At 44.5% G+C, this 23,197-nt stretch carries 26 protein-coding genes and 1 riboswitch; of the genes, 9 read left to right on the plus strand and 17 right to left on the minus strand.

Going from position 1 to position 23,197, the window contains the following annotated elements; genetic code table 11:
* Positions 1-136 precede the first annotated feature (136 nt).
* Together asnB and metK are read right to left on the minus strand one after the other, a co-directional pair.
* On the minus strand, positions 137-2,035 hold the full coding sequence (gene asnB, locus C1T29_RS17160; RefSeq protein WP_014665080.1) for an asparagine synthase (glutamine-hydrolyzing): 1,899 nt from the start codon (positions 2,033-2,035) through the stop codon (positions 137-139).
* Positions 2,036-2,183: 148 nt separating this feature from the next.
* On the minus strand, positions 2,184-3,386 hold the full coding sequence (metK, locus tag C1T29_RS17165) for a methionine adenosyltransferase (RefSeq protein ID WP_014665081.1): 1,203 nt from the start codon (positions 3,384-3,386) through the stop codon (positions 2,184-2,186).
* A 167-nt stretch (positions 3,387-3,553) separates the two neighbouring features.
* A riboswitch (SAM riboswitch) is annotated at positions 3,554-3,692 on the minus strand.
* A gap of 196 nt (positions 3,693-3,888) precedes the next feature.
* On the opposite strand from metK, the gene pckA reads away from it, so the two are divergent.
* The gene (pckA, locus tag C1T29_RS17170) at positions 3,889-5,472 is read left to right on the plus strand and encodes a phosphoenolpyruvate carboxykinase (ATP) (protein ID WP_014665082.1); all 1,584 of its coding nucleotides are present in this window, start codon (positions 3,889-3,891) and stop codon (positions 5,470-5,472) included.
* A gap of 37 nt (positions 5,473-5,509) precedes the next feature.
* Here the strand turns inward: pckA and C1T29_RS17175 are convergent, their stop codons facing one another.
* Both C1T29_RS17175 and C1T29_RS17180 read right to left on the minus strand, forming a co-directional pair.
* Entirely contained in the window at positions 5,510-5,752 is a 243-nt protein-coding gene (locus C1T29_RS17175) for a DUF2584 domain-containing protein (RefSeq protein WP_040082053.1), read from the minus strand.
* Positions 5,753-5,803: 51 nt separating this feature from the next.
* Positions 5,804-6,577 (minus strand): alpha/beta hydrolase family protein, encoded by a 774-nt coding sequence (locus C1T29_RS17180; protein ID WP_095432479.1) that lies wholly within the window; start codon positions 6,575-6,577, stop codon positions 5,804-5,806.
* Positions 6,578-6,727: 150 nt separating this feature from the next.
* Between C1T29_RS17180 and C1T29_RS17185 the strand changes: the two genes are divergently transcribed.
* The 3 genes from C1T29_RS17185 to C1T29_RS17195 are packed head-to-tail and all read left to right on the plus strand — an operon-like array spanning position 6,728 to position 9,314.
* Positions 6,728-7,732 carry an ABC transporter substrate-binding protein gene (locus tag C1T29_RS17185; RefSeq protein WP_095432480.1) on the plus strand — a complete coding sequence of 335 codons (1,005 nt, stop codon included), beginning with the start codon at positions 6,728-6,730 and terminating at the stop codon, positions 7,730-7,732.
* Between the two features lie 12 nt (positions 7,733-7,744).
* Positions 7,745-8,527, plus strand: a complete 783-nt coding sequence (locus C1T29_RS17190) for an ABC transporter ATP-binding protein (protein ID WP_014665086.1) — start codon at positions 7,745-7,747, stop codon at positions 8,525-8,527.
* On the plus strand, positions 8,502-9,314 hold the full coding sequence (locus C1T29_RS17195) for an ABC transporter permease (RefSeq protein WP_103749888.1): 813 nt from the start codon (positions 8,502-8,504) through the stop codon (positions 9,312-9,314). The genes C1T29_RS17190 and C1T29_RS17195 overlap by 26 nt, the downstream gene beginning before the upstream one ends.
* Positions 9,315-9,343: 29 nt before the next feature.
* Here the strand turns inward: C1T29_RS17195 and ytkD are convergent, their stop codons facing one another.
* From ytkD to C1T29_RS17210, 3 genes are all read right to left on the minus strand, one after another.
* A complete protein-coding gene (gene ytkD / locus C1T29_RS17200) occupies positions 9,344-9,820 on the minus strand; it encodes an RNA deprotection pyrophosphohydrolase (protein WP_014665088.1) in 477 nt (158 codons plus the stop codon).
* 204 nt (positions 9,821-10,024) lie between these two features.
* Positions 10,025-10,429: a phage holin family protein gene (locus C1T29_RS17205; protein WP_014665089.1), complete on the minus strand. Its 405-nt coding sequence runs from the start codon at positions 10,427-10,429 to the stop codon at positions 10,025-10,027.
* 156 nt (positions 10,430-10,585) lie between these two features.
* Positions 10,586-11,023: a Dps family protein gene (locus tag C1T29_RS17210; protein ID WP_003229083.1), complete on the minus strand. Its 438-nt coding sequence runs from the start codon at positions 11,021-11,023 to the stop codon at positions 10,586-10,588.
* 128 nt (positions 11,024-11,151) lie between these two features.
* Here C1T29_RS17210 and ytzI point away from each other — a divergent pair, with 128 nt between their 5' ends.
* Complete coding sequence (gene ytzI, locus C1T29_RS17215) at positions 11,152-11,292, plus strand: YtzI protein (RefSeq protein ID WP_003229081.1); 141 nt, start codon at positions 11,152-11,154, stop codon at positions 11,290-11,292.
* Here the strand turns inward: ytzI and C1T29_RS17220 are convergent.
* Entirely contained in the window at positions 11,286-11,723 is a 438-nt protein-coding gene (locus C1T29_RS17220; RefSeq protein ID WP_103749887.1) for a FixH family protein, read from the minus strand. The two genes, ytzI and C1T29_RS17220, sit on opposite strands and share 7 nt — an antisense overlap.
* A gap of 119 nt (positions 11,724-11,842) precedes the next feature.
* A complete protein-coding gene (locus tag C1T29_RS17225; protein WP_014114882.1) occupies positions 11,843-12,316 on the minus strand; it encodes an S-ribosylhomocysteine lyase in 474 nt (157 codons plus the stop codon).
* Between the two features lie 127 nt (positions 12,317-12,443).
* On the opposite strand from C1T29_RS17225, the gene yidD reads away from it, so the two are divergent.
* A complete protein-coding gene (yidD, locus tag C1T29_RS17230) occupies positions 12,444-12,671 on the plus strand; it encodes a membrane protein insertion efficiency factor YidD (protein ID WP_014665092.1) in 228 nt (75 codons plus the stop codon).
* On the opposite strand, the gene C1T29_RS17235 is transcribed toward yidD, so the two are convergent.
* Both C1T29_RS17235 and C1T29_RS17240 read right to left on the minus strand, forming a co-directional pair.
* Positions 12,668-13,231 (minus strand): beta-class carbonic anhydrase, encoded by a 564-nt coding sequence (locus C1T29_RS17235; protein ID WP_014665093.1) that lies wholly within the window; start codon positions 13,229-13,231, stop codon positions 12,668-12,670. The two genes, yidD and C1T29_RS17235, sit on opposite strands and share 4 nt — an antisense overlap.
* Before the next feature lie 93 nt (positions 13,232-13,324).
* Complete coding sequence (locus C1T29_RS17240; RefSeq protein ID WP_003219346.1) at positions 13,325-13,573, minus strand: type B 50S ribosomal protein L31; 249 nt, start codon at positions 13,571-13,573, stop codon at positions 13,325-13,327.
* 205 nt (positions 13,574-13,778) lie between these two features.
* On the opposite strand from C1T29_RS17240, the gene C1T29_RS17245 reads away from it, so the two are divergent.
* From C1T29_RS17245 to C1T29_RS17255, 3 genes are read left to right on the plus strand one after another with little or no spacing between them, the layout of a single operon-like run.
* Positions 13,779-15,110 carry a cytochrome ubiquinol oxidase subunit I gene (locus C1T29_RS17245; protein WP_014665095.1) on the plus strand — a complete coding sequence of 444 codons (1,332 nt, stop codon included), beginning with the start codon at positions 13,779-13,781 and terminating at the stop codon, positions 15,108-15,110.
* 42 nt (positions 15,111-15,152) lie between these two features.
* Positions 15,153-16,193, plus strand: a complete 1,041-nt coding sequence (locus C1T29_RS17250; RefSeq protein ID WP_103749886.1) for a cytochrome d ubiquinol oxidase subunit II — start codon at positions 15,153-15,155, stop codon at positions 16,191-16,193.
* A 53-nt stretch (positions 16,194-16,246) separates the two neighbouring features.
* Complete coding sequence (locus tag C1T29_RS17255) at positions 16,247-16,405, plus strand: DUF1540 domain-containing protein (protein WP_014665097.1); 159 nt, start codon at positions 16,247-16,249, stop codon at positions 16,403-16,405.
* 18 nt (positions 16,406-16,423) lie between these two features.
* On the opposite strand, the gene mntD is transcribed toward C1T29_RS17255, so the two are convergent.
* The 6 genes from mntD to C1T29_RS17285 all read right to left on the minus strand — a co-directional run bounded on the left by mntD (position 16,424) and on the right by C1T29_RS17285 (position 23,158).
* A complete protein-coding gene (mntD, locus tag C1T29_RS17260; protein WP_103749885.1) occupies positions 16,424-17,311 on the minus strand; it encodes a manganese ABC transporter permease MntD in 888 nt (295 codons plus the stop codon).
* Positions 17,301-18,608: a manganese ABC transporter permease MntC gene (mntC, locus tag C1T29_RS17265; protein ID WP_103749884.1), complete on the minus strand. Its 1,308-nt coding sequence runs from the start codon at positions 18,606-18,608 to the stop codon at positions 17,301-17,303. The genes mntD and mntC overlap by 11 nt, the downstream gene beginning before the upstream one ends.
* A 5-nt stretch (positions 18,609-18,613) precedes the next feature.
* Positions 18,614-19,366, minus strand: coding sequence for a manganese ABC transporter ATP-binding protein MntB (gene mntB, locus C1T29_RS17270; RefSeq protein ID WP_103749883.1), 753 nt, complete (start codon positions 19,364-19,366; stop codon positions 18,614-18,616).
* Positions 19,367-19,384: 18 nt separating this feature from the next.
* A complete protein-coding gene (mntA, locus tag C1T29_RS17275) occupies positions 19,385-20,305 on the minus strand; it encodes a manganese ABC transporter substrate-binding protein/adhesin MntA (RefSeq protein WP_095432487.1) in 921 nt (306 codons plus the stop codon).
* A 280-nt stretch (positions 20,306-20,585) separates the two neighbouring features.
* Positions 20,586-21,701, minus strand: a complete 1,116-nt coding sequence (gene menC, locus C1T29_RS17280) for an o-succinylbenzoate synthase (protein ID WP_014665102.1) — start codon at positions 21,699-21,701, stop codon at positions 20,586-20,588.
* Positions 21,698-23,158 carry an o-succinylbenzoate--CoA ligase gene (locus C1T29_RS17285; RefSeq protein ID WP_103749882.1) on the minus strand — a complete coding sequence of 487 codons (1,461 nt, stop codon included), beginning with the start codon at positions 23,156-23,158 and terminating at the stop codon, positions 21,698-21,700. Before C1T29_RS17285 ends, menC begins: the two co-directional genes overlap by 4 nt.
* Between the last annotated feature and the right edge of the window lie 39 nt (positions 23,159-23,197).

Genomic DNA, 23,197 nt, shown 5'->3' on the forward strand with positions numbered 1-23,197 from the left:
GCTTTCTTCTCCCCTAGAAAAAAATATCATTAAATCATTTTTCTGAATATTGCGTGTGGATTGGGTAAATCAATGATGATGGAGAAATAAAAGGATAATAACAAGGCTTTCGACTAATCGAAAGCCTTGTTGTCTGTTACACAAAGATGACTTCTTTAGGCTGATGGCTCAGCTCTTCAGGCATATACCGTTTTTCAATATTAATGCTGTGCCAGATCATAAAGATCAGTACAGTCCAGATTTTACGGCTGTTATCAGCCTTGTCCGCACAATGGTCTTCAAGAAGCTGAAGGACATAATCCTTATGGATATATGCATCCGTTTGGCTTTCTTGAATAATATTTCGCACCCATTCGTTCATTTCGTTTTTCAGCCAATGACGGATCGGTACAGGGAAACCAAGCTTTTTGCGGTTTAATACGTGCTCAGGCACAATTCCTTCAGCGGCTTTGCGAAGAAGATACTTCGTCGTGCCGTTTTTCGTTTTCAGCTCATCAGGAATTTTTGAAGCGACGTCAAATACGACTTTATCTAAGAACGGCACACGCAGTTCCAAAGAATTTGCCATCGTCATTTTATCCGCTTTTAACAAAATGTCGCCGCGCATCCAAGTGTGGATATCGACATACTGCATTTTGTTGATATCGCTGTACGAGCTGCTTTCTGTAAAGTAAGTCTTCGTCACATCGCGATATGAAAGGTTCGGATTATAATGCTTCAACAGCTGCTTTTTGACAGACTCTTCAAAGATTTTCGCGTTACCGATATAACGATCTTGAAGCGGAGTACAGCCGCGCTCAAGAAGGCTCTTTCCTCTCATCCCTTCAGGCATAACGGCAGCAACGTGCAGAAGCATTTTTTTCAGGCCGGACGGAATGCGTTCAAATGGTTTGAGCGAAAGCGGTTCACGGTAAATGTTATATCCGCCGAAGAGCTCATCCGCTCCTTCACCTGATAAAGCAACCGTTACATGTTTTTTCGCTTCTTTTGCAACAAAGTACAACGGAATCGCTGCCGGATCAGCAAGCGGGTCATCAAAATGCCATACGATCTTCGGAAGCTCATTCATGTATTCCTCAGGCGAAATGACTTTGCTGATATTTTCAATGCCCAGCGCCGCTGCAGTTTCTTTCGCTACATCGACTTCACTGAAGCCCTGCTGTTCAAAGCCGACTGAGAATGTTTTTAAGCTTGGATGAAATTCCTTCGCAACAGACACAATAAAGGAAGAATCAATTCCGCCAGACAGGAATGAACCGACAGGAACGTCACTTCTCATATGAACGTTTACAGAGTCATAGATCGCGTCTCTGACTTCTTTTACAAGCTTGTCTTCTTCAGTCTGAACCGGCTTGAAGTTCGCTTTGAAATACGTCTTGAATGTGATATCGCCGTCCGGGCGGATTGTGAACTGTGAACCCGGCTCTACTTTTTTCACATGGGCATCAAGCGTGTTTGGTTCAGGAACAAATTGGAAAGACATGTACTGCTGCAATGCCTCTTTGTCTATTTCAATATCATTCTGAGCAACCATTAAACTTTTTCTCTCTGAGGCAAAATAAACCTGATCATTGATCGTTGTGTAGTACAACGGTTTAATGCCGAATGGATCTCTTGCTCCATAAAGCACATGATCGTTTTTATTCCAAATCAGAAAGGCAAACATACCGCGCAATTTGGACGCCGCTTCTTCTTTATAATGACGGTAAGTCGCAAGAAGAACCTCTGTGTCCGAATCCGTGTTGAATGTGTACCCCTTTGCTTCAAGCTCTTCTCTCAGTTCAATATAGTTATAGATTTCCCCGTTAAAGATAATCCAATATGTTTCATCTTCATATGATAAAGGCTGTCCGCCATTTTCTACATCAATAATGCTGAGACGTCTGAATCCGAATCCGACGTGCTCATCATGGAAATATCCATCACTGTCAGGACCGCGGTGAACGATCATTTGGTTCATTTGTTTGATTAGTTCTTCTTGATCAGCGGTTTGAGCTAACGGATGCTTGTTAAAAACCCCGACAAATCCACACATAGTATTGCCTCCATAATTAAAATTGTCATCATTGAACCCCTATTTATAGACGCTGTGAATAGTATTTGGTTTCACAGTTATGTAAAAAAATAAACATGAATACAACGATAAAAAAGGAAAGCCGCTTAACCAGTAAGCGGCTATAAAATTATTCTCCTAACGCTTCTTTACGCAGCTGCTCCGCTTTGTCTGTACGCTCCCATGGAAGGTCAACATCGTGACGTCCAAAGTGGCCGTACGCAGCAGTTTGTTTGTAGATCGGACGGCGTAAATCAAGCATTTTGATAATGCCGGCAGGTCGTAAATCAAAGTTATTGCGGACAACTTCAATCAGTTTTTCCTCAGAAGCTTTTCCGGAACCGAACGTGTTGATTGAGATTGACACAGGCTGTGCAACACCAATCGCGTAAGCAAGCTGTACTTCGCAAGAATCAGCAAGCTCAGCCGCAACGATGTTTTTCGCAACGTATCTTGCTGCATAAGCCGCAGAACGGTCTACCTTCGTCGCATCCTTTCCTGAGAACGCGCCTCCGCCGTGGCGTGCATAGCCGCCGTACGTATCAACGATGATTTTGCGTCCTGTAAGTCCCGCATCCCCTTGAGGGCCTCCGATTACGAAACGTCCTGTTGGGTTGATGAAATATTTTGTTTCTTCATCAATCAGCTCTTTAGGAACAACCGGATTGATGACATGTTCTTTAATGTTACGCTGAATTTGCTCAAGTGTAATTTCAGGGTGATGCTGAGTTGAAATAACAATCGCGTCAATGCGGACAGGCTTGTTATTTTCATCGTACTCAACCGTTACCTGTGTTTTGCCGTCAGGGCGAAGGTACGGAAGAATATCTTCTTTACGGACTTCACTTAGGCGGCGGGCTAATTTATGAGCAAGTGAAATTGGAAGAGGCATAAGCTCTTTCGTTTCGTTGCACGCATAACCGAACATTAAACCTTGGTCACCAGCACCGATCGCTTCAATTTCTTCTTCGCTCATTGTGCCTTCACGGGCTTCAAGCGCTTGGTCTACACCCATTGCGATATCAGCAGACTGCTCATCAATTGATGTTAAAACCGCACAAGTTTCCGCATCAAATCCGTATTTCGCACGTGTGTATCCGATTTCTTTAATGGTTTGGCGCACTGTTTTTGGAATGTCAACATACGTAGATGTTGTGATCTCTCCGCTGACAAGAACCAAACCAGTTGTCACAGATGTTTCACAAGCAACACGCGCGTTAGGGTCTTTCTTTAAAATTTCATCTAAAATGCTGTCAGAAATCTGGTCACAGATTTTATCTGGATGCCCCTCCGTAACAGATTCTGATGTAAATAAACGACGATTTTTACTCATGATTTGCTTCCTCCTGCACAAGGTCTCCCGATAGACCTTGCATATATGATACGGAACTCGCTCCCTCTTATACAATGTAACGTTATATTAGAGAATGTTAATTGGCATATTTATGAAATAAAAAAACCTTTTCCATCGAGGAAAGGGTTTGGTCTTTGTGCCTTTCACTCTTATCGCTCAAGGAATCATACAACCTTGCAACAGGTTAGCACCTTGGTTGTCTCACTCAGTTCAACATAATAAATAACAGAGAAACCGGTTGCTGGGCTTCATAGGGCCTGTCCCTCCGCCAGCTCGGGATAAGAGTATCCGCTCAATGAAATATCTTATCGTAAAAGGGTTTGCAATGTCAATATGATTCAGAAGAAATAGGCACCTATATTGAGGGAAAACAATGGAAATGCACACACAAAAAATGATAAATAGTATAGACTATTTGAAAATATATGTTATACTAATTCACAATTAGCAAAACACAAAAAACGATAAAGGAAGGTTTCATATGAACTCAGTTGATTTGACCGCTGATTTACAAGCCTTATTAACAAGTCCAAATGTGCGTCATAATTTATCAGCAGCACAGCTAACAGAAAAAGTACTCTCCCGAAACGAAGGCATTTTAACATCCACGGGTGCTGTTCGCGCGACAACAGGCGCTTACACAGGACGTTCACCTAAAGATAAATTCATCGTGGAGGAAGAAAGCACGAAAAATAAGATCGATTGGGGCCCGGTGAATCAGCCGATTTCAGAAGAAGCGTTTGATCGACTTTATACGAAAGTTGTCAGCTACCTGAAACAGCGAGATGAGCTGTTTGTTTTCGAAGGATTTGCGGGAGCAGACGAGAAATACAGGCTGCCGATCACTGTCGTAAATGAGTTCGCATGGCACAATTTATTTGCGCGGCAGCTGTTCATCCGTCCGGAAGGCAATGATAAGAAAACAGTTGAGCAGCCGTTCACCATTCTTTCTGCTCCGCATTTCAAAGCGGACCCAAAAACAGACGGCACTCATTCCGAAACGTTTATTATTGTCTCTTTCGAAAAACGGACGATTTTAATCGGGGGAACAGAGTATGCCGGAGAAATGAAGAAGTCCATTTTCTCCATTATGAATTTCCTGCTGCCTGAAAGAGATATTTTATCCATGCACTGCTCCGCCAATGTCGGTGAAAAAGGTGATGTCGCCCTTTTCTTCGGACTGTCAGGAACAGGAAAGACCACTCTTTCAGCCGATGCTGACCGCAAGCTGATCGGTGACGATGAACATGGCTGGTCTGATACAGGCGTCTTTAATATCGAAGGCGGATGCTACGCTAAGTGCATTCACTTAAGCGAGGAGAAGGAACCTCAGATCTTTAACGCAATCCGTTTCGGATCAGTTCTCGAGAATGTCGTTGTTGATGAAGACACACGTGAAGCCAATTATGATGATTCCTTCTATACTGAAAACACGCGGGCAGCTTACCCGATCCATATGATTGATAACATCGTGACTCCAAGCATGGCAGGCCATCCGTCTGCAATTGTATTTTTGACGGCTGATGCCTTCGGAGTCCTGCCGCCGATCAGCAAACTGACGAAGGAACAGGCGATGTATCATTTCTTGAGCGGTTACACGAGCAAGCTTGCCGGAACTGAACGAGGTGTGACGTCACCTGAAACGACGTTCTCCACTTGCTTCGGCTCACCGTTCCTGCCGCTTCCTGCTCACGTCTATGCTGAAATGCTCGGCAAAAAGATCGATGAACACGGCGCAGACGTTTTCTTGGTCAATACCGGCTGGACCGGGGGCGGCTATGGCACTGGCGAACGAATGAAGCTTTCTTACACAAGAGCAATGGTCAAAGCAGCGATTGAAGGTAAATTAGAGGATGCAGAAATCATAACTGACGATATTTTTGGCCTGCACATCCCGGCTCATGTTCCTGGCGTTCCTGATCACATCCTTCAGCCTGAAAACACGTGGGCCAACAAGGAAGAATACAGAGAAAAGGCATTCTACCTTGCAAATGAATTCAAAGAGAATTTTAAAAAGTTCGCACATACAGATGCCATTGCACAGGCAGGCGGCCCTCTCGTTTAAAAAGCAAAAGCCAAGAGCAATTAGCTCTTGGCTTGTTTTAATTGACAGAATGCAAAGAAGTCAGCTTGTACGTAATGAGCGTCCGGCCGTCTTCCCATTGAAGCTTCTGCACTTCAGCTGTGCCCGACTTTTCGCCAAGCTTTGTTTTGCGCACATCCATCGGAATCTCCATCGGATATACACGGTATCCGTCCTTCTCTAACGTGAATATATTTTCATCTATGCGAACTTCTTTTCCTTTTGTCACAATCAGTGTATTAAATTCAACAGGCATTCCCAAAGTGAGATCCCCTTTCGTTCTCTTTTTTCTTTATCATACCATATTTCATTGTCAGCGGTTTTTCATCCATTGTGTAAGCTGCCGAACGATACGCCGGTTTTCTTTTGGCGGGAAATAATGTGTGAATGTACTGTAATACCACGTCTCAACCGGCTTATGCAATTGTTTTAGCCTCTCTTCAAATAAATAGGAATGCTGAATCGAAACATTTTGGTCTTTTTCTCCATGGATTAACAGCACGGGAGCCTGAATTTTGTTTACTTGATCAAACGGTGTTCGCCACTGATATTCCTCAGGCACCTTTTTCGGTGTTCCGCCGATGACTCTTTTCATCATTCGCCGCAAATCCTGCCGCTCCTCGTATGTAAGGATCATATCACTGACGCCTCCCCAGGAAACAAATGAAGCCGCATGCCTTCCCATTTCGATTGCCGTGAGCATTCCCATAATCCCGCCGCGGGAAAACCCGAAGATATGAATTCTGTCCTTCTTGACATTTGGGTGCTGCTGAAGAAGGTGAAAAGCAGAAAATGCATCCTCCCTGTCTTCTCCGGCAAAATCCTCATTGCCTTCTCCTCCTTGATTTCCTCTGTAAAAAGGAGCAAACACCACAAACCCTTGGGATGCAAACTGGATAATCCGGCCCGGCCGAACCATGCCCACGCTTTTAATCCCGCCGCGCAAATATAAAAATCCGTCATATTGTCCCGGTTCCGCCGGCTCAGCCAGAAGCCCCTTTACCCGTAATCCATTTGACAGATAGCAGACCGTATACAAACGCACATGCTGGCTTGGCGACGGAAATCTTCTTTTCTCTACAATCAAAACAGCCGCCTCCTTTTTTCTATATGCTTTCCTTACTCCAAAATTACATCCGGTGAAACTGATTAGGCATTCACACATTTTTATACCCATCATACGATATGTAAAGCAAAAAAGGATATTAACTTGATGCTAAATAAGGAGGTTGTCTATGTGAACAAATCGTTAAGGCTGGGCTTCGCCTGTGTCGGCAGTATCTTTCTGATGATCGCCCTGGCAGCTTGCAAGCAAGAAGAAACGCTGACCAAAGTTAAAGTGGCTGAAGTGACCCATTCTATTTTTTACGCACCTTTATATGTTGCCGAGTCTAAAGGATTTTTCAAGGAAGAAGGGCTTGATGTCGATGTGAATACGACCTGGGGCGGAGACAAAACGATGACATCACTTCTTTCAAACGGCTCCGACATCGCGCTTGTCGGGTCAGAAACATCTATTTATGTCGAGGCGCAAGGGGCTAAGGACCCCGTTATTAACTTCGCCCAGCTGACTCAGACAGACGGGACGTTCCTTGTCGCGAGAGAAGATGTTGAACACTTCAACTGGGATCAGCTGAACGGAAAAACGTTTCTCGGCCAGCGAAAAGGCGGCATGCCTCAAATGGTCGGCGAGTATGTGCTGAACAAACATAAGATTGACCCGCATAAGGATATAGACCTCGTCCAGAACATAGATTTCGCCAATATTGCCAATGCGTTTGCTTCTGGAACCGGTGAGTATGTACAGCTCTTTGAACCGCAGGCTTCTCTCTTTGAGAAAAAAGGCATCGGCCATATCGTGGCTTCATTCGGAGAAGAATCAGGCGAGGTTCCTTACACGACCTTTATGGCGAAACAAAGCTACCTGAAGAAAAATGAAGACACAGCCGTCAAGTTTACAAAAGCCATTTACAAGGCGCAGCAGTGGGTTGAAAATCATTCTGCGAAGGACATCACAGATGCCATTAAAGATGAATTTGATGATACCGACCCAGACGTCATCGAAACATCCATTGAACGCTATAAAAAGCAGCATTCATATTCGCCAGATCCTCTGCTTAACGAAAAAGAATGGGAGCTGCTCCAAGACATTATGGATCAAGCGGGAGAACTGCCGAAGCACATTCCATACAATCAGCTTGTAAATAAAGAAATTGCTGAAAAAGTCACCTCGGAGAAATAGGAGGCGCCATCTATGTCTTTCTTACATGTCGACCATGTAACCCATACTTACTTTTCTATCAAAGAAAAAACAACGGCTGTGCGGGATATTCATTTCGATGCCGAAAAAGGTGATTTCATCTCATTTCTCGGCCCAAGCGGCTGCGGAAAAACAACACTGCTTTCCATTATTGCCGGTTTGATTGAGCCATCGGAAGGCAGAGTTCTGATTGAAGGCCGTGAGCCGAATCAAAAAGAACATAACATTGGCTATATGCTTCAGCAGGATTACTTATTTCCCTGGAAATCTATCGAGGAAAATGTGCTTCTCGGTTTAAAAATCGCCGACACGCTGACAGAAGAAAGCAAGGCCGCTGCACTCGGCCTATTGCCTGAGTTCGGCCTCATAGATGTGGAGAAAAAATATCCGAAAGAGCTGTCAGGCGGGATGCGCCAGCGGGCCGCGCTTGCAAGAACTCTTGCGCCAGATCCAAGTCTGCTTTTGCTGGATGAGCCATTTTCCGCGCTTGATTTTCAGACAAAGCTGTCATTGGAAAACCTGGTATTCCGCACATTAAAGGAATATCAAAAAACAGCAGTGCTTGTCACTCATGATATAGGGGAAGCGATAGCGATGAGCGATACGATCTTTTTATTTTCGAATCAGCCGGGCACCATCCATCAGATTTTTACCATTCCTAAGGAATTGGCCTCGATGATGCCTTTTGACGCCCGCCAGGAGCCATCCTTCCAGACGCTGTTTCAAACGATATGGAAGGAGCTGAATTCTCTTGAGAAACAGCAAAGAAACCATTGATCTGCTTCATGAGCAGTATCAATTCAAACAAAAAAAGGAAAAGTGGAATGTCCATTCCTTTCAGCTTGCCATATTTATTCTCTTTTTCTCAGGCTGGGAAATCTCCAGCAGGCAAGGCTGGATCGATCCGCTGATCTTCAGCTCTCCATCAGCTGTATGGCGTTTATTGCTGGAGAAACTCGGTGACGGTTCATTACTGTCACACATCGGCGTCACTTTATTCGAAACGGTGCTAGGCTTTTTGCTTGGAACGTTTATGGGCACGTGCCTCGCCGCTTTGTTATGGTGGTCCAATCGGCTTGCCAGGATTTTAGATCCGTATCTTGTAATTTTGAATGCAATGCCGAAAGTGGCCCTGGGCCCGATCCTGATTGTCGCACTCGGTCCCAGTTTTATCAGCATTATTGCGATGGGAGCCATCATCAGCGTCATTATCACAACCATCGTTGTGTACACCGCCTTTCAGGAGGTCGACGAAAATTATATGAAAGTCATGAAAACATTCGGCGCAAAAAAATGGGTTATTTTTAAAGAAGTCATACTGCCCGCATCCTCTCCCGCGATTATTTCAACATTAAAAGTAAACGTCGGTTTATCATGGGTTGGCGTCATTGTAGGGGAATTCCTCGTTTCGAAGGTTGGATTGGGATATATGATTATTTACGGATTCCAAGTCTTCAATTTTACACTCGTCTTCTTAAGCCTGCTGATCATCGCCATCTTTGCCACTCTGATGTATCAGGGTGTCGAGCTGCTGGAAAAGAAATGGACGAAGGGCAGGACATAATAAAAAATCCGGCATATGTGCCGGATTTTTTATTCGATCCATCCAGATTCTTTCAGTTTTTTCAAACTGATCGGAAGAACGGAATCCTTCATAATAAAGCTGAACTTTTTATTGCGGGAAAGGTTCTCCGGAAGCTCGTGAAACAAAACCGGGCCTTTCGTTTCAAAGTAATCAGCTTGCTCTTCAAGCTTTTCTATATCTGCAAAATATATATTTTTCACAATCACTTTTTCTTTACCGAGAACCTTATACTGTCCGAGATACTTGAGGCTTTTGACTCTCGCGCCCGTCTCTTCCTTTACTTCCCGGAGCGCAGCCTCTTCCGCGCACTCCATCGGCTCTACTTTCCCGCCTGGAAACTCATAGCCTCTGTCCTCATGTTCTGTTAAAAGCCATTTGCCGCCAAAACGGCAAATCACCCAGACATGCTTCGGGCTGTCCGAGAAAGGCTGATTGTCAAAGGAAAGCTGAACAGTATTCTGATAATAATCTTTAAACTCGTACATGTTTATCCCTCAAATCCGTTCCTAGCTATCTTCCATACATCATACCACAGTTACGTTTCTGCGGAAGCCTTTTATCAAAAAATAAGGGAAACCCAGCACGCCGTCAGGTTGTGCATACTAGCTCGTACAGTTTTTTGCGATACCTATTGCCGAAAAGTGCGACTGACGCTCTGGGCTTTATTATGACCCGCGAACAGGGAAAAGTTACGGTTTGCGTTTAAATTTATTTTTTAACGTTTCTAAAAGATCGACAAGCACCTGGGGAACCGGTATGCCGAGAGAACTGGCTGTCACAACAATTTGCACAGATTCATAAAGAATATAAAACATAATAGCCAAGTCACGAATGGACCCCTGTGTATTCAGCAGCTGATCAAAAAAGTGGCATACAGAGATCAGAGCCAGCGTGACTAATTTTTTGACAAGCCGGGCAAATATCTTCTTAAACGACAGTTTGTGAATAATTGTTTCCTTCAAAGTCGTACTGATAAATTCAATTGCCATAAGAGAGAGCAAAATCAGAAATGAATACTGAAAACCTCCGAAGAAAAAACCCGCTGCTGAAACGCTGACTGCTATTAACGAAAAGATGCCAAAGTCTCTATCCATTTATCCCAACATCCTTTCACAGAAACGGCCTTACGATATTCTATGGAAAACAAGCCGACCGGATTGGATTTTTCAGAAAAATGGACTGGTTGTCGCCTATTTTTCAGATACAAAAAGAAAAGCCGGACATCTGTTTTTAGACGTCCGGCCGTTCTTTTACCCCAGGTAAGCTTTTAGCATCCAGTTATGTTTTTCAATATTTTGATGGATCGCAAGAAGCATGTCCCCTGTTGTTTCGTCACCGACTTCATCAGCTAAATCCATGCCGTTTTTCAGCTCTTCCGCGATGACCGTAAAATCATCGTATACGCTTTGAACCATTTGTTCAGCTGTTTCATTTCCAGCCGCTTCTTTGACAGAAGCCGTTTCTAAGGATTCCTTCATTGTTGCAATCGGTTTTCCGTTCAGCGCCAAAAGACGTTCTGCTAAGTCATCAATATAAGTTGCTGTTTCGTTGTACAGCTCCTCAAACTTTTCATGAAGAGTGAAGAAATCTTTCCCTTTCACATACCAGTGATAATTATGTAGTTTCACATACATGACCGTCCAGTTGGCTACTTGTTTGTTCACTGCTTGAATCAATTGTTCTGACATGGTATCTCCTCCTTGTTATATAACTATGTATACCCTTAATATCGTACGCTAAAACCTCTTTTTTACCCTTATCTGTCACGATTTCTTCTATTATGCTACAATTGTTAAAAAACGGGAGGTGGAATGTCATGACGCTTCTCATTACGATAAGTATTTTGATTGTGCTGGCTGTGTTGCTTGTAACCATTTGGACGACTGTAAAAGCCTATAATGTAAAGCATACCATTGATCCACCGCAAGAAAATCACTCTGATTCACACAATCAATGATGATGTGATTGCTTCTCTTCTGACTGATTGCTCGCAGCATCGGCGTCTCCGACTTGGACTTTTAAGGTCGGCATGCTATGCTGTTTTTTTGCTGTGACATGGGATTGGACAGTGTATACACCATCTTCCTTAAACGTTGTTTCCAGCCGGTATACGCCTTTTTCTTGTTTCGCCTTAAACATTCGGCTGGCGTCTTTTTCCCCTTCTTTCCATACTTCAAACTCTACTTCATCAGCATCCGTCACAGCTTCATCACCGTATGATACGGCTGCTTCATAAGCAGCGCTGTCTCCGGGTTTTACTTTTTCAGGACCGGTCAGCTTGACATCCAAAACCTTGGGCGCCTCATCTGTATTTGCTTTGCTTTCGCCAGATCCGCATCCGTTAAGCAAAAAAGCAGAAAAAAGCAGAACAACCAACATCTTTTTCATGCCATCACCCTTTCATCGTTTACCTAAATAGTAGCAAACGCTTACAGCAAATGGTACACAAAATATGAGACGTCACAAAAAAGACCTTTTTGCGCTTGAGCAAAAAGGTCTTTTCTATTTTAGCCAAATACTTTTAGCAATTCTTCTTTATCCTGTGAAAGCCAGAAACGCATTAAACGTTTAGCGCCTTCCAGATCATGAAGCTTCGCTTGGCCGCACTGCTTTTCATTCGCAGCCGGTATTTCAGTAATCTCTACCGCTTCCTTCATTGTGTCTTCAAGCAGATCAACGATTTCCGCTGGTGTCGGCTCTCCGCTCACAACAAGATAATAGCCGGTTTGGCAGCCCATTGGAGAGATATCAATGATATCAAAATGATCGTATTTCTCTGCATGAGAACGAATCGTAAACGCGAGCAAATGCTCAAGTGTGTGAATGGTGTCAGGCTTCATTGCCTGTTTATTTGGCTGGCAAAAACGAATATCAAATTTATTTACAACGCCGTCTGTTCCTACTTTATGCACGCCGCAATGTCTTACATATGGAGCAACAACCGCATTATGATCAAGCTCAAAACTTTCTACTGAAGGCATAATGGCACTCTCCCTTTTCTAAAAATGTACATTCATTATAACATACCTTTCCGATAAGAATAATCGAATAGCTTTTCAATCTGCGTTTTTTTTCTTATACTTGCATCAGAAAGGTTGCTGAATACATATGAAAACCCTATTTATCGCTCTGATCAGAGGATATCAAAAATTCATCTCGCCGCTGACGCCGCCAACATGCCGCTTTTATCCGACTTGCTCTCAATATGGAATCGAAGCGATTAAAACACATGGGGCTTTAAAAGGCGGCTGGCTGACAATCAAACGGATTTTGAAATGCCATCCGTTCCATCCGGGAGGGGTCGATCCCGTTCCTGAAAAGAAACACAAACATTAAGCGTTATAGCCGTTTACGACAAGATCCAGTTTTCCTGTGTCAGGATCAATAACTAAGCCATGGACTGGAACGTTTTCCGGGAACAGCGGATGATGTTTAATGACTTCTACGCTGTCTTTCACACTTGCTTCTACTGAATCAAAGCTTTTAAACCATTGATCAAAATCAACACCGGAGTACTTTAATGTTTCGATGCGTTCTTCCGGAATTCCTCTTTCTTTGATTCTATCAAGCATGCTTTCGCTGCTGATTTTGCTCATGCCGCAATCGTGATGTCCGATCACACATACCTCATCGGCGTTCAGCTCGTACACTGCGACGAGTAAACTTCTCATGATGCTTCCGAATGGGTGTGTCACAAGCGCACCGGCACTTTTAATGATTTTCACATCGCCGTTTCGCATATTCATCGAATGCGGCAGCAGTTCAACCAGACGAGTGTCCATGCAAGAAAGAATCGCCATTTTTTTATCGGGGAATTTTGACGTTTTATACTTTTCATACTCTCTTTGTTCAGTAAATGTCTTGTTAAATTCGAGAATATCATTTAGAAGACTCATGTTCGTTGTCCCTTTCTATTCTTTTTACTCTTCAATATATCACAACACTTGTTTATTCGTCATAATAAAAAAAGACAAACCCTCAGGTCTGCCTTATTTCCCCATGTTATAGCGTTTTTTGAACTGCTCAACTCGTCCGCCTTTTTCATTGAATTTCTGGCGGCCAGTATAAAACGGATGCGTGTCAGAGCTTACTTCTACTTTAATGACGGGATATGTGTTGCCGTCTTCCCACTCTGCTGTTTCATTAGATGTTTTAGTAGAGGTGCTTAGAAAACGGTAGCCGCTGTTGACATCCTGAAATATCACTTTGTGGTTCTTTGGATGAATTCCTTCTTTCATGAGTGTCTCCTTTCATCAAATCGTAATAATTACGTTTTATTTTATAACGTCACAAACGTTTTGTCAATCTTCTTACATCCTTCCCTCTGTTCTCTCATCGTAAACCTCATGGCATTTAAGAATAGGAAGAATAATCTAACCGAGGAAGCAAATAATAAACCCAAAATACATACAGAACGTCTTTTGAGAAAGGTGGTTTACGATTGTGGATGATTTAGTTTTGGCCAGAAGCCTTTTTGGCACGACAATGGGCTTTCATATCATTTTCGCAACGCTTGGAGTCGGTCTGCCGCTCATGATTTTAGTGGCGGAATTGATTTATCAAAAAACGAAAGATGACCATTATGCGATCATGGCGAAAAGGTGGACGAAAGCACAAGCTGTTTTACTGGGAGTCGCCATACCGACCGGAACGATCGCGGGCACTCAGCTCGCGCTTTTATGGCCGGGATTTATGGAAGTCATCGGCCGGGTCATGTCCCTGCCGTTTCAAATTGAAATCTATGCTTTTTTTGTTGAAGCCCTTTTCATGTCGATTTATGTATACGCAGCAGACCGCTTATCACCTGCAATGAGGATTGTTGCTGTTTTCTTTGTGTTAGTCGGGGCCGCAGCATCCGCTGTTCTGATCACGAATGTCCATGCCTTTGAAGGAACTCCGGCAGGTTTTAAAATTTTAAACGGAAAAATCACAGATGTTGATCCGTGGGCCGCGTTCTTCAACCCAAGCTTTTTTATCACTGCGGGCCATGTCGTTTTATCCGCATTTATGACGGGAGCGTTTATCGTAGCTTCTGTGGCCGCATATAAAATGATCCGGACGAGAAAAAAGGAAAAGGTCTATCGCTTTCACCGGAAAGCCCTTTTGCTCGCACTCACGATCGGCGGTATTTTTTCATTGCTGACCGCTTTGAACGGACACGAATCAGCACAAATGCTGTACGAATACCAGCCCGAAAAATTAGCCGGTGCGGAAGGCCTGTTCGAAACAAGATCCCACGCTCCGCTCGCGATCGGCGGTTTTACCGACCCGAAAGAAGAAAAAGTAAAATGGGCTATCGAGATTCCATGGGCTTTAAGCTTTTTGGCAGCGAACCGTTTTGACACTGTTGTAAAGGGATTGAATGCATTTCCTAGAGATGAATGGCCGCCGCTTTTTATTCACACGCTGTTTAATGCGATGGTCGGAGTAGGCATGCTGTTGATTCTTTATTCCATTATCGGTGTGGTCTGGAGAAAGGTGCTCAAGAAAGACCGATTCCCGACGTGGCTTTTGGTCATTTTCATGACAGCAGGCCCTTTTAGTCTTATCGGCATTGAATTCGGCTGGATTTTCGCCTGTACGGGGAGGCAGCCTTGGGTCATCTATCATCTGCTGAAAACATCGGATGTCGTGACAACGACTGGTTCGATCGGAGTGCTCTTCTTGTTTTTCACATTTGTTTATGCCGTGTTAGGCGCAGCTGTCGTCTACGTGCTCTTGTACTATTTCCGCAAGCACCCGGTTGACGAAGATTTAAATACAGCGGAGTCGTAATGGCTCCGCAAACAGGAAACCAAATGGAAGGAAGATCGACAAATGGACATTTCAACTGACGCTCTGATCGCCATCTCAATTATCTGGGGCTTTGTGTTTATTTACGCCGTCATGGCGACAATGGATTTTGGAGCTGGATTTTGGTCTATGATCTATTTAAACAAGGAACACATGAAGGCCACCGATATTGCAAATCGCTTTTTGTCTCCGACTTGGGAGGTCACAAACGTCTTTATTGTGGCCATCGTCGTGGCGCTTTTCAGTTTTTTTCCCGGTGCGACATTTGTGCTCGGCACCGTGTTATTAATTCCCGGCAGCATAATTTTGCTGCTTTTAGCGATCCGAAGCGGATTTCTCGTTTTTTCAAACACAGCAAAAGAGCGGAAAACGCTAAGATATATTTCCGGCATCTCCGGCTTTATCATTCCTGCTGTTTTAATTTTGGTGCTTCCTGTGACTCATGGAGGATTTATCGAAAAAACGGACGGGATCTACAACTTGAATATGTCTAAAATCTTTTCAAGCCCCAACGCCTATTCATTTATCGGATTTGCGATTTTAAGCACCTTATTTTTATCCTCGCTATTGCTTGCAGATGTTTCAAATGTGGCAGAGGAACAGGATGCGTACCGGGCCTACAGAAAAAGCGCCCTGATCACCGGCCCGATTTCACTGCTGTTTGCTGTATGCATTATGGTGACAATGCGGAATGAAGCAAACTGGCTTTACAGCGGAATGCTGAATGATTTTACTTGGATTATTGCATCGTTCATTACATTTGTCATTGCTGGAATCGCTCTGTTTCTCCCTAACAAGAGTTTTGGAGAAAACATCGGAAAACCGCGGCTTGCACTTGTCGCGATTGGGATACAGTATTTTCTCGCAAGCTACGCGTACGGGCGGGCGCATCTTCCGTATATGATTTATCCCGATGTGACAGTCATGTCAGGCTTCACAGAGCCAGCAACGTTCAGGGCACTGTTTGCGACGTATATCGTCGCATTTATCATTCTATTTCCGGGCTTTTATTTCTTCTGGAAAATGTTTATGCGAGATAAACGCTATATCCGCCAGGAGGAATAGAGGTGAAGCCTGCCGGCTATACTAACCCAGAACCTTTATAAGGAGGGGATGGCATGGAGCAGAAAATTCTATGCGAAGTCAACAACTGTTCTTATTGGGGCAAAGGAAACAAATGCACCGCTGATGCCATTTATGTTGTCAGCCATACTGGTGAAACGGCTGAAAACAGCCGGGAAACAGACTGCAAAACGTTTAAGCCGCATGAATTGTAATTAAAAGAAAGAGCTGCCTCAGCCAGCTCTTTCTTTTTGTATGTTGAGTGTTCTCAGCTTTTTAGTCATGACCCCGTTTGCAGGTGAAAACAAAAAGGCACTTGCATACCATACACCTGTCATGGCCGCCATCGCTCCTGAAATCGAAACATTAAGCCACGTTGCGAAGAAATAGCCCATAATCGCCGACAGCCCGCCAATCAACGCGCTGAGAATCAGCATATAAAGAAGCCGGTCTGTCAGCAAATGTGCCGCAGCAGGCGGAACAATCAACATGGCCACAACCAATACAGCACCCACTGAATCAAAGGAAGCAACAGTCGTCAAAGACAGCATGCCCATTTGCACGTAATGAATCAGCAAAACCGGTATTCCTAAGGCTAAAGCCATTTGAGGATCAAACGAAGCGATTTTAAACTCCTTATAGCATACACTGATCAACACTACGTTTAAAACCAGAACAGATGCCAGCATCCAAAACGCTTTCGGCCCGATATCAACTCCGAATGCCGTCATCGTATTCCACGGCACAAAAGCGATTTCTCCCATTAACGAGTGCTCAATATCGAGATGGACATTCGCTCCATAAACAGAAAGCAAAATGACGCCGATTGCAAATAAGGATGTAAACACAACGCCTATGGCAGCATCTGATTGAACCCCCTTGCTATGAAGAAGCTGAACCAAAAATGCCGTTAACAATCCGGCTACAGCTGCACCGATAAACATAGAAATCCCGTCGAGACTCCCGGTCACTAGAAAAGCGCCGACAATGCCAAGCAACACGGTATGGCTGATTGCGTCGGCCAGCATTGCCATGCTTCTCAGCACAAGAAATGTGCCGATCAATGCGCAGCTTACACCGACTAATACACCGGTAGCTATAATCCATGCTTCAAAACTCATTTGCGATCTGTCCCTTCTCGGCTTCATGAGACGCTTTTCGCAGCTCAGGCATCCGGCCATACAGCTTTAATAATGAAAAAAGCCGTTCTCTCGTTTCCCCTGGCAAACGATCCGGATCAAAACAGTCCTGGTCGAATTCTATATTGGCAAGCTCCATTTCATGCATGAGATACACTTCATACATCCGCTGCTTCAAAGCTGTGTGATAGCCTTTTTCTATCCCTTTGCTTGTGATTTGCCAAATCCCATTTTCGATACGCTCAATGCACCTCTCTTGTTCCAAGTCATTTAATGCCTTAAGGCATAATGAAGGGGATAGGCGTCTTTTCTTTCTTACACTTTCAACAGTTACACAAAGATTATTCTTTTCATAATGTTCATAAATCGTCAGCAGCACCTGCTCCCTGCTTGTTCTGCGCCGAAGCCTCATCAGCCTTATGGCTTTAGCCGCCAACCCCCGCTTAGGCGCGCAAATCATTGAAAAAAGAAAGATCAGCGTTGCAGATATGATTATTAATGGCCCTGTCGCCATTCCCTTCATGGTCGTGCTCAGCAGGGTTCCGGCCACTCCGCTGACCCCGCCAGTGATCCCGGCAATGATGATCATCCCTGTCAATCGTTCGGTCCAATATCTTGCAGCTATGGCAGGTGTAATCAGCATAGCCGCCATTAATATCACACCAACCGTCTGAAGCCCAATAACAACAGCACCGACAATCAGACTAGCCAAAAGTCCGTTCAAAAAACGCACCGGGATTCCCAATCCCTTTGCAAACACGAGATCAAAAGTAATCAATGTAAATTCCTTAAAGAAAACAATACATAGGAGCAGCAGAACAGCAGATATTCCTGCAATAAGGATGATATCCTGTCTGACCAATGAAGCAGCCTGGCCGAACAAAAAAGAATCAAGCCCGCTTTGGCTTCCCGCCCCCTGCTGCTGAATATATGTCAAAAGAATAATCCCAACGCCAAAAAACACAGAAAGAACTATCCCGATCGCCGAGTCCTCCTTTGTTTTTGAAAGCCGCGAAATCACCTGAATACAAAACGTTCCGAGCAGTCCGGCAAGCGCCGCACCCAGCAAAAAGAAAGGCAGTGATTTTTGCCCGGTGAGCAGAAAAGCGAAACACACGCCCGGCAGAGCTGAATGGGCCATCGCATCGCCGATTAAACTTTGCTTTCTCAGCAGCACAAAGCTACCCAAAACACCGCTTGCCGCCCCGAGCAAAAGCGTACCCGCCAGCACCCACTGTGTGTTCGGATGCTGGAGCTGCAGCCACAAACTTTCAAACATTGCGCTCACTCCTTATGCCCTTCTGCTATGACTTTATCTTTTAAAAACGTAAGCCTTCCTCCATATGTTTTTTGCAGGTTATCGATTGTAAAAACGTTTTCCGCCGGTCCGAAAGCGATTTTTCTTAAATGAAGCAGTAAAATCCAATCAAAATAATCCTCGGCGGTCTGCAAGTCATGATGGACGACAAGCACGGTTTTTCCTTTTTCTTTGAGTTCTGCCAGAAGCGTCATAATCGCGCGCTCCGTCGCTGCATCGACACCTGCAAACGGTTCATCCATAAAATAAATGTCAGCGTTCTGGCAGAGTGCCCGGGCAAGAAACACCCGCTGCTGCTGGCCGCCTGACAGCTGGCTGATCTGCCTATTCGCATAATCAAGCATCCCGACTTTTGCTAAAGCGGCCTTCGCCATTTCCACATCTGCTTTCTTTGGCCTCTTTAATAAACCGATTCTTCCGTATCTTCCCATTAGGACGACATCGAGCGCGCTTGTAGGGAAATCCCAGTCAACCGAGCCGCGCTGCGGAACATATCCGATTCTGGTCCGCTGATCCTTATAGTCTTTGCCGTAAATAGAAATGTCTCCTGAAGCCCGAGGCACAAGACCGAGAATGGTTTTGATCAAAGTTGATTTTCCCGCGCCGTTTGGGCCGATAATGCCAATCAGTTTTCCTTCCGGCACCTGCAGCGAAATGTCCTGCAGCACAGGCCTTTTATGATAAGCAACTGTCACATTATCAAGCTCAATAGGGAACATATCCTTCACCTCTTTTCTTTATTTAAGCGCTTTAGTAATCGTGTTGATATTGTGGCGGAACATTCCTTCGTATGTGCCTTCTTTGGTGCCCTTTTCACCCATGGCATCCGAATAAAGCTGGCCGCCGATTGTGACGGTATGGCCTTTTTCTTTAGCGCCTTCCACCACTGCATTGATTGATTTTTCAGATACGCTGCTTTCTACGAACACAGCTTTGATTTGTTTTTCTGTCAGAAGATCAACCAGCTCCTGAACATCCCTTAATCCGTAATCCGAATCTGTGCTTAGTCCCTGCAGGCCTTTTACCTTAAATCCATATTCATTCCCAAAGTACGCAAACGCATCATGAGCAGTCACAAGCACTCGGCTTTTCTCAGGAATATGTGCGATCTCCTGACGCGACCATTTATCTAAATTTTGCAAATCTTCTTTGTATGCTTTGGCATTTTTCTGAAAGTCATCTGCGTGCTGAGGCATTGCTTTGCTGAATTGCGCTTCAATTTCATCCACTGCATAGATCCATAGCGGAATGCTGAACCACACGTGGGGATCAAACGTCTTGCCTTCCCCCGCTGAAATAAGCTTGTTTTTCGGAATGGCCTCAGCAACTGCCGCTGCTTGTTTTTGTTCACCGATTTTTTGGAGGACGTCCTCCATTTTCCCTTCCAAATGCAACCCGCTGTACAGAACAACATCGGCTGACATTAATTTTTTCGTGTCACCTTGCGAAGCTTTGTAAAGGTGCGGATCAACCCCCGGCCCCATTAACGAGGTGACTTTTACATGCTTTCCTCCGATGTTTTCTGCTGCATCGGCAATTTGAGATGTTGTCGCTGTCACTTGTAATTGTTGATCAGCGCTCTTTCCGGCTGAATCTGTTCCGCATCCTGTTAAAGCAAAGGCCGCAAAAAGCACTGCCGCCATCAGCCCTCGTTTCATGTTTCTCCTCCTCTTTGCCATCAATGTCCGATTTTTTTATCTTATGATATCAGTTCTTAGACATGTGACATTTAATTAGACAAAAGCATATTTTATTTACTTAGGACAAAAAGTTTCTCTAGTGCAAAATTATCGCGTTTGGCCATTTTTGTCAAGCTCCATTTACATAAAAAAACCGGCTGGGTCAGCAGCCGGTCCAAACGAGAAGGGATGTATTCAATGAACACTTTTACTGTAACAGCATAGTGTCATTCATTCAAAATAGCAAAATGCTTTTTTCTTACCCATGCTGTGTGAAAACATCCATTTTGGTCACATATTTTCGCATAATATCCTGGTTCACCTCAACCCCTAAACCAGGCTGTTTTGACACAGAAATAAATCCATTATCAATACGAATATCAGGGGTCACAATATCTTCATCCCAATAGCGTGAGGATGATGAAATATCGCCGGGTATTGTGAATTGAGGCAGTGAAGCAAGCGCAACGTTCTGCGCTCTCGATATGCCGGTTTCCAGCATTCCTCCGCACCACACCTGCATGTGATGCTCTTGGCATAAATCATGAATTTTTAAAGCTTCTGTTAAGCCGCCGACACGCGAAGGCTTTATATTAATAATTTTGCAGCTTCCCAGCTCAATCGCCCGTCTCGCATCATCAACTGAACAAATGCTTTCATCAAGGCAAATGGCCGTTTTCAAATGTTTCTGCAAGTGGCGGTGGTCAACGATGTCGTCAGCTTGAAGAGGCTGCTCAATCATCATTAACTGGAATTCATCAAGCTCCTTTAAGCGGCTGATATCCTTCAGCTCATAGGAGGAATTGGCATCAGCCATGAGCGGGATGTTTGGGAACCGGCTGCGGATGGCCTTGACCAATTCCACATCCTGCCCAGGCTGAATTTTAATTTTTATTCTTTGATAACCTTCTTTTTGATAGCTTTCAATTTCCTTCAGCATATCGTCAAGGGGTGCCAGGCCGACAACCACTCCGGCAGGGACTTTATCTCTTGTTCCGCCCAATGCCTCAGCAAGAGATATGCCCTTCTTTTTCGCATAGATATCCCAGACAGCCGATTCAAGTCCCGCTTTTGCCATCCGGTTTCCTTTATACCGCGCCAGGCTGTCCGGCACTTCTGAAGGGTGATTAAATTCACGGCCGACGACATTTGGAATAAAAAAATCTTTTAGCATATGCAAACATGTTCCAATGGTTTCCTCGGTGTACCAAGGAGAAGAGAAAGCAGAAACTTCTCCCCAGCCTGTAACACCTGATGTATCAATGGCTTCCACGATCAGAAATTTACGCTCTTGAAGCGTTTCGATACTGTTTTTAAACGGTTTCTTTAAATTCATGCTCAAATGGTAAAGCGTAATTTTTTCTATTTCGATCATAGCAGTTCTCCTTTACGCGCATCTTTCAGCCGATTTCGCAAGAGCTTATTAGACGCATTGCGCGGCAGGCGGTCAAGCACAAAGAATTTTGCCGGAATTTTATACTTTGCCAAGCGTTCTTTGCAGTATGCCCTCAATTCTTCTGCGCTCACAGGCTTGTGAAGGACAAGATAGGCGTGAGGCACTTTCCCCCATTTTCTGTCCTCAGCCCCTGAAACTCCGGCTTCGGCCACAGCGGGGTGTGAAAGCAGCACTGACTCCACTTCGGCCGGATAAATGTTTTCTCCGCCAGAAATGATCAGATCTGAACGTCTGTCTAATACATATAAAAAGCCTTCATTGTCCAAATACCCAAGATCACCTGTTTTCAGCCAGCCATTTTGAAAGGAGGCTTCGTTTGCGCTCTCTCGGTTAAAATAGCTTTTCATGACATTCGGGCCTTTGACCATAATTTCACCGTGTTCGAACGGTTCACATGCCTGTCCGTCCCGCTCGATTTTGATTTCACATGAAAACAGCGGTTTCCCCGCAGATCCGAGCTTCTCCATGCTGAATTCCGGCGACAGGGTAACAATTTGTGAGCAAGTTTCTGTCATTCCATATGACTGAAAGACAGGGAATCCTTTCTCACGGCATTCCTCAAGCAATGGCAGCGGTGCAGGACCGCCGCCGAGAAGAATGCATCTGATGGATTCAGGGCAGCGGCTTGTTTCTTGTAAAAGACTGGCCAGCATAGTCTGAACCGCAGATACCATTGTCACTTCATGCCTGTTGATAGAATCCAGCACATCGCTTACGGAAAAACGCTGATGAAGCACGACAGTCATTCCATAGATCACAGATTTAAATAATGCGGACAAGCCGCTGATGTGAAAGAGCGGCAATGCGATAAGCCAGCGGTCTTGTTCTGTTATACCCAAATTAAGCGCGGACGACACCGCACTGAAATAATGGTTGCCGAACGTTTGCTGAACTCCCTTTGGCTTTCCTGTCGTACCCGATGTATACATCAGCGTCGCCGTTGCATCCATTTGCATATAAGCCTGGATCTCCATTTCCCCCGCGGCTTCTTTCATCAATTCATCCACATCAATCGTTTGAACGATATGTTCATACTCTTTTCTGTCAAAGCTTGAGTCTGTCAGTAAAAAGCCGGAGCCGGAATCCTCCAGCTGAAACAGCCTTTCATGTGTTGACAGCTTTGTATTCAAAAGCACCGCTTTAACACCTAGCAAAAAACAAGCGTGAACAGCGTATACCATTTCTGCACGGTTTTGGAGCAAAATAGCCGCAGTATCCCCTTTCCGAACCGAATGAGCGGCAAGCTGTTCCGCCATTCGTTTAGACGCGGCAAACAATTCTGCAAATGTAACGGTTTGGTCTTTATAGATGAGAGCGATTCTCTCAGGTGTCAGCTGCGCCCGCTGCATGAGCCAGTTGGGCTGTTCTGTCAGCATGTCATCATCTCCGAGGTAAAATGTCTGTATTGAAAAGAA

Source organism: Bacillus sp. MBGLi79 (genome assembly GCF_002953915.1).